Origin of the sequence: Hyphomonas sp. GM-8P (assembly GCF_003263315.1) — a bacterium.
Lineage (GTDB): Bacteria > Pseudomonadota > Alphaproteobacteria > Caulobacterales > Hyphomonadaceae > Hyphomonas.
Window position 1 is genome coordinate 1 of the sequence record NZ_AWFE01000106.1, and the last position, 5,505, is coordinate 5,505.

Below are 5,505 nucleotides of genomic sequence, written 5' to 3' on the forward strand. Positions count from 1 at the left end.
CCACCACTTCAGCCATCTGATCCTGCCGCAAAATCCAGGCCGGCCAGCTCTTGCCGCAAACCTGCCCCTGCCCAAAACCTGACGCGGGACCTCTTCCGGATAATTCAGCCTGCACACAAAGTGCCGTCACGGGCGCCGCACGTGCTGGCAAAGACTTCAGCCGTCACTCCGGCCGAAATAATTGTAGAGCGTCGCGATCAGCCAGGCGAGTGCGCCGCCCGAAAGACTCCACACAAAGAGCCCGGCAATGATTCCGGTGGGGTTCATCGACCACGCCATGCCCTGGAAGTTTGTGTGCATCATGTGCCCGCTGAGGGACATCATGCCGCCCGGGGCGATCCCGACCAGCGCCGTGCAGATCAGCCACGCAACCGCAATAGCTATGGCAACGGCGACGAATAATCTGTTTGGATTCAGTTTCATATCGGCACCTGTTTTCAACAGGCATCAAACGATGCGCCTCGTCCGGACGATCGTCAATGGCGCTCCCGATAGCGTGACTACCAGTAGCCGGCCATGATTTCCTTTGCCCAGTCCGGTTCGCGCACGTCTCCGCGCGGCGCAAAGCCGGACATGACGGGCTTGATATCCAGCACCGGCGTACCGTCGATGGCGTCGAGGCCAGTCAGCGTCAGGCGCAGCCCGTCGACGGAGACGATGCGGCAGGTGGTGAGGCCGATCCGGTTCGGCCGGTTCTTGCCGCGCTGGGCGAAGATGCCGATGCGGGGCCAGTCCGCCCTGCCCCGCGGGTGGCGCGCGCCGGTCTCGATCTTCTCGTCCGGCACCCGGTCGAACAGGAAGAGGATCTCGCAGTGCGAAAAGGCGTCGAGGCCCATCAGGGCCTCTTCATCAAACTGCTCGGGATCGAGATCGATATGGGCCGGAATGGCATCCCAGTCATCATCGATTGGCGTGTCGCGCGTGGAAGAAACCGTACCGATCGGGCGGAGGGTGAAAGCCTGGCTCATGTCACCCTCTCCTCCTCGGCTTCCTTTCAGGCGGCTTCCTTGCTGGGGCTGCCGAGTTCCTGCTTCACGCGTTCAGCCAGCTGACGAACTGTGAAGGGCTTCGGCAGAAAGGAGACGGCGCGGTCGTCGTCCAGCTGCTGGGCGATATCGCGCTCGGCATAGCCGGAGATGAAGATCACGCGGGCATGGCCCAGCAGGTCTTTCGCCTCACGGATGAGGGTCGGCCCATCCTTGCCCGGCATGACCACGTCGGAGATGACCAGGTCGAAGCTTTGCGGATTGTCTTCGAGGATCTCCATGGCTTCCTCGCCATCGCAGGCCTCTTCGACTTCATAGCCGCGCGAGCGCAGCAGAGAGGCCGCGATGCCACGCACGCCGTCCTCGTCCTCGATGAGGAGGATCCGTCCGCGTCCGGAAATATCCATCGGGCGGGCCGCCGCCTTGTCGGCAGCCGTTGCCTCGACCGGGGCCGGCACTTCTTCTGCCTTCAGGGCCGGCAGGTAGATGTGGAAGGTCGTGCCTTTGCCGACAGTCGACGTCGTACAGACATAACCGCCGGACTGTTTGATGATGCCGTAGACGGTGGCAAGGCCGAGCCCCGTGCCGACGCCGGCTTCCTTGGTGGTGAAGAAGGGCTGGAAGATCTTTTCCATCACATCCTTCGACATGCCGTGGCCTGTGTCTTCCACCTCGATCAGCATATACTCGCCGTCCTCGACGAACTTGAAGCCCTTGGCGTGGGCATCGGCGCCGGTCGCCCGCGCGGTGCGGATCGTCAGCTTGCCGCCATTCTTGTGGCTCAGCATCGCATCGCGCGCATTGGTGGCGAGGTTGAGGATCGCGTTTTCCAGCTGGTTCTTGTCGGCCTTGATGTGCGGCACATCGCGACCATGCACGACTTCCAGCTCGATCCGCTCGTCCAGCAACTGGCGCAGGAGGATCGAGAATTCGCTGAGGAAGTCCGGCACCGCGAAGATCTCGCGCTTGAAAGTCTGCTGGCGCGCATAGGCGAGCAGCATCTTCACCAGTTCCTTCGCCCGCATCGCGAACTCGTTGATGGACTGGAGGTTCGAATAGGACGGATCGCCCAGCGGGTGGCGCACCATCAGTTCCTCATTGTTGAGGATGATGCCCTGCAGGACGTTGTTGAAGTCGTGCGCCACGCCGCCGGCGAGTTGGCCAATGGCCTGCATCTTTTCGCCATGCGCGAGGCGGATCTCCAACTGGCGCTGGTCTGTGATGTCCATGACGTAGGCGACCGACGGGCGGCCATTGCCATCAAGGGCGACGAACACGTTGACGTGGCGCGGATCCTTGCCGGCAAGCTTCAGGCCGACCGGCTTGTCGATCGCATCCACAAGCACGCTGGAAAGCGCATCCTCGCCGTCTTCGGCCTGGAACATGGCCGCGAACTGGCCGCCGGGCGCTGCCTGGCCACCGGTCATTTCCATCAGCGCGCGGTTGGCGTCGAGAATGATCGCCCCCTGAACGCTATCGCCCTGCAGGCGGACCGCGCCGAAGGGCGCATCGTCGAACATCGGGTCGCCATCCGGGCGCGGCGGGCGCGAGCCGGTCAGGGCGAAACGCTCCTCGCCGCCATTCAGCATCTGCGCGCTCGGCAGCAGGATCGTGCGGCCGGCAGCTTCGGCGCCGCGGCCCGACCAAGTGGTGATGGCATGAACCGGGATCTCGATTCCGTCGCGGCCGCGGATCTGGACATCGACCCGGCCCGGCAGGCCGGTCTTGCGGTCGCGCGACAGCATCTTCACGAATTCCGGGCGCATGATGTCGTCGATCCGGACATTGCGTGCCGACTCCGGCAGGCCGAGCGTATCGCGCAACCAGGAGTTCGCATAAGTGATCGTGCCGTCGGGACGGGCGGCGAAGAAGCCCATCGGCGCGTCTTCGACATAAAGCGACTTCAGGTCGGCTGCCCCGGTCGCCTCGCGCTCGCCTGCGATCGGGCGGATGCGCCAGAGCACCTTGCCGCGCGGCAGCGGAGAGACAGAGATTTCGTACTGGGCCGGCACCTGCTCCGGGCCGATCGTGATCGGCGGCAACACTTCGCGGCGTGCCATGCCGGCCTTGGCATCCTTGGACAGGCGGTAGACCGGCGCGGCGAGGCCCGGGCTCGCGCCGAACAGGCGGTCCACGGTCACCGGCGCATTGTCTCCCTGGCTGACCATCAGCGCCATGCTGGTGAGATCCTTGTACGCGGTGTTCGCCGCCACCGGGGCGCCGCCCTGGTCTGCGATCAGCACGCTTTCGTCCAGCGCCTCGATCCAGCCGAAGCGCGGCTGGCTGGCCTGCGCGGCGCGGATCGCGGAACCTTTCTCCGGGAAGAGGCCCAGCATGCGCCCTGCCCCGCGGACGGTCCACAGCAGGAAGACGAGGCCACCCGAGCCCATGGCGATCAGCAGGATCGGTCCCGGCGCGCCGGAGGCCTTCGGCCAGGCGAGCGCCACGCTGGCCGCGGCGATGGAGATCAGCAGGCAGCCCCAGAACAGGAGCTGCATCACGTCGATCTTCGGACGCGTGAATTCCAGTCCGGAGCCCTCGACCGTTTCGACCTCTTCAGGCGGGCTCTCATGCATCCGGGTATTGGTGTCCATGCTGCTCTTCAACTCCCGCCACCGGCTGACAAGAAATGCATGCCGGGCAATACTGTCCGGCCGGGCCGGCAAGCCGACTCAGCCGCTATGAATCCTAGTCTACAGAGAGATAGGCGGCAAAGGTTAACGAAAGCGAAAAAAGCGTTAAGACTGCCCGTCAAGATTACAGATTCCCGCTTACCTGGAGACCCCCATGAAACCTGTCCTGATTGCCCGTTCGTCGGTGCTGGCCCTGCTCATTGCAACGGCGGGCTGTGCCATGAATGAGGAAACTGCAACGCCTGCTGCAGGGACCGAAGCCGCCGCGGCCGAGGCGATCGCCTCACCAGCCGCGCCCAGCGCGGAGGACATCGCGGCAGAATCCGCCCGGCTCAATGCGTGGTTCGACCAGAAGTTCGACGAGACCGTTTCCCGCAGCCCGGTCGCGCAGACCTATCTCGGCATCAAGGACAATTACGGTGAGTGGGACGATGTCTCCGACGCCAATGTGTTGAAAGAGCTGGAGATCCAGCGCGCCAATATTGCCGAAATGGAGACGTCTTTCGATCCGGCCCTGCTGGACCATCAGGCCAAACTCTCGTGGCGCATCGCCGAGCTGAACCTGAAGTCCGCCGAGTCCGACTACAAATACCGCCACCACCGCTACGTCTTTGACCAGATGAACGGCGCGCAGGCCGAGATTCCGGCTTTCCTGATCAATCAGCACCAGATCGCCACCAAATCCGATGCCGAGGCCTACATCTCCCGTCTCAATGGCGTGCCCGCATACATGGAACAGAACCTTGAGAATGCGCGGATTGCGCTGGCTGACGGCATCCAGCCGCCTGCCTTCGTTTATGACTATGTCCTGTCGGACGCCAAGGGCGTGATCACCGGAGCGCCCTTCGATGACAGCGGCAAGGACAGCCCGCTCATGGGCGACTTCCGCAAGAAGGTTGCCGGTCTGGTCGATGCCGGGACAATCTCGCAGGAAGACGCCGACCAATTGCTGGATGAGGCCACGGATGCCCTGACCAATTCCGTTGGCCCTGCTTATGAAGCTGCCATTGCGGAACTCGAAGAGCAGGCCAAAACGGCCACGACCGATGACGGCGCCTGGAAGCTGCCGGATGGCGAGGCGTATTACGCCGCAAGGCTCGCCGACTACACGACCACCGACATGACGGCCGAGGAGATCCACAATCTCGGCCTGGCAGAAGTCGCGCGGATCCAGGACGAAATGCGCGGGATCATGAAACAGGTCGGCTTCGAGGGCAGCCTGAAGGAGTTCTTCGACTTCACACGGACCGATCCGCAATTCTTCAAGCCGAACACGCCGGAAGGCAAAGCCGAATACCTGGACGAAGCCACAACATGGATCGACCAGATGCGCGAAGACCTGCCGACCGTGTTCAACACATTCCCCAAGGCGGACATGATCGTCAAAGCGGTGGAGCCGTTCCGCGAAAAGTCTGCCGGCAAGGCATTTTATTCGCAGCCCGCTCCCGATGGCAGCCGCCCGGGCACTTATTACGCCAACCTCTACCGCATGCAGGATATGCCGACCTACCAGATGCAGGCGCTGGCCTTCCATGAAGGCATTCCGGGACACCATATGCAGATCGCGATTGCGCAGGAACTGACCGGCGTGCCGAAGTTCCGCAAGTATGGCGGCTTCACCGCCTTCGTCGAAGGCTGGGGCCTCTATTCGGAATACCTGCCCAAGGAGATGGGCTATTACAGCGATCCGTATGATGATTTCGGCCGACTCGCCATGGAGATCTGGCGCGCTGCGCGCCTGGTGGTCGACACAGGCATCCATGACCAGCACTGGACCCGCGAACAGGCGATCCAGTACCTCATGGACAATACGCCCAACCCCGAAGGCGACTGCCGCAAAGCCATTGAGCGCTATATCGTGATGCCGGGCCAGGCGACGGCCTACA

Annotated in this window: 4 protein-coding genes; 1 reads left to right on the forward strand and 3 read right to left on the reverse strand. The window is 63.1% G+C overall.

Annotated features, from left to right (window positions below):
- Positions 1-156: 156 nt before the first annotated feature.
- The 3 genes from HY26_RS16095 to HY26_RS16105 all read right to left on the reverse strand — a co-directional run bounded on the left by HY26_RS16095 (position 157) and on the right by HY26_RS16105 (position 3,580).
- The gene (locus HY26_RS16095; protein WP_112074110.1) at positions 157-423 is read right to left on the reverse strand and encodes a DUF5676 family membrane protein; all 267 of its coding nucleotides are present in this window, start codon (positions 421-423) and stop codon (positions 157-159) included.
- A 77-nt stretch (positions 424-500) separates the two neighbouring features.
- Positions 501-968 (reverse strand): SAM-dependent methyltransferase, encoded by a 468-nt coding sequence (locus HY26_RS16100; protein WP_112074111.1) that lies wholly within the window; start codon positions 966-968, stop codon positions 501-503.
- Positions 969-994: 26 nt separating this feature from the next.
- On the reverse strand, positions 995-3,580 hold the full coding sequence (locus tag HY26_RS16105; protein WP_112074112.1) for a response regulator: 2,586 nt from the start codon (positions 3,578-3,580) through the stop codon (positions 995-997).
- Positions 3,581-3,773: 193 nt separating this feature from the next.
- Between HY26_RS16105 and HY26_RS16110 the strand changes: the two genes are divergently transcribed.
- Positions 3,774-5,505 (forward strand): DUF885 family protein (locus tag HY26_RS16110; protein ID WP_233351666.1); only part of this gene is annotated, 1,732 nt, incomplete at its 3' end.

Excerpts from the sequence above, each read along its gene's own strand:
- HY26_RS16095 (WP_112074110.1), bottom strand. The coding sequence starts at position 423 with ATGAAACTGAATCCAAACAGATTATTCGTCGCCGTTGCCATAGCTATT.
- HY26_RS16105 (WP_112074112.1), bottom strand. The coding sequence starts at position 3,580 with ATGGACACCAATACCCGGATGCATGAGAGCCCGCCTGAAGAGGTCGAA.
- HY26_RS16100 (WP_112074111.1), bottom strand. The coding sequence starts at position 968 with ATGAGCCAGGCTTTCACCCTCCGCCCGATCGGTACGGTTTCTTCCACG.